The organism is Mycoplana rhizolycopersici (assembly GCF_013378445.1).
GTDB lineage: Bacteria > Pseudomonadota > Alphaproteobacteria > Rhizobiales > Rhizobiaceae > Mycoplana > Mycoplana rhizolycopersici.
Genome location: NZ_JABXYK010000051.1, coordinates 1 through 757, shown reverse-complemented (window position 1 = coordinate 757; position 757 = coordinate 1). Strand labels below are relative to the sequence as shown.

The following is a 757-nucleotide window of genomic DNA, read 5'->3' as shown; positions in this document are numbered from 1 at the left end:
GCCTGCCTCGTGCTCCTTCAATATACCGATAATCTGTTCGTCCGTGAAACGGTTGCGCTTCATCCTCTGGTCCTCTCAATGGCCCAGAGCTTACTTCAAAATGGATTAGGTCAACGGGGCAAGGTCAAACCTACTCGCGCGCTACTACGCCCAACTGGCGGATGCCCATAGTCTGAACAGCTGATTTTCGATCGCGAATAAACATTCGAAAAAGATATTGACGTTAAGTAAGGGAGGCCTCCCTTATATCTCCGTACTGATAAGCTTGCTGCTTCCAAGGGCATGCCGATCTTCGAAAACAGAAAGAACTGGGAAGCTCCCTTGCCCAGTAACTCAATATGTCATCGCGGCAATCACAACTGCAGTCGGAACTCCTACCGTGGCAAGCGTTGCAACCAGCATGGTGGAGATTTTCCAGAACCGGTCGCGCCTGGCGCGTTGCTCACTCCACTCGTATGCCATCCCATCCTCCTGGCTACGTCCCATCGAAGCATCGAACAGAAGCTTAGTCGAGTTGGTTTGGGACACGGGTGTCTGCGGACACATCCTAAACCGACAACGTTTCACGTTCACCCTTCTCCGATGAACTTGCCCGGCAATCGGGTCCGCCACCCACGGGTGAAGCCGTGCCCCATGGCGATCGAAGCGAACCTGAGCTTCTCTTCTACGGCATCGCGCTCGGCCAGCAGCGTTCGGATCGCTTCCAGCGCGTTGCCGTCGTGCATTTCAAGGATCGCGACCGCCTCGTCCATCGGAG

The 757-nt window shown here is 54.8% G+C and carries 1 pseudogene; it reads right to left on the bottom strand.

What is annotated here, in order from left to right:
* Nucleotides 1-569: 569 nt before the first annotated feature.
* A pseudogene (locus HV823_RS26350) lies at nucleotides 570-757 on the bottom strand (hypothetical protein); the annotation flags it as partial.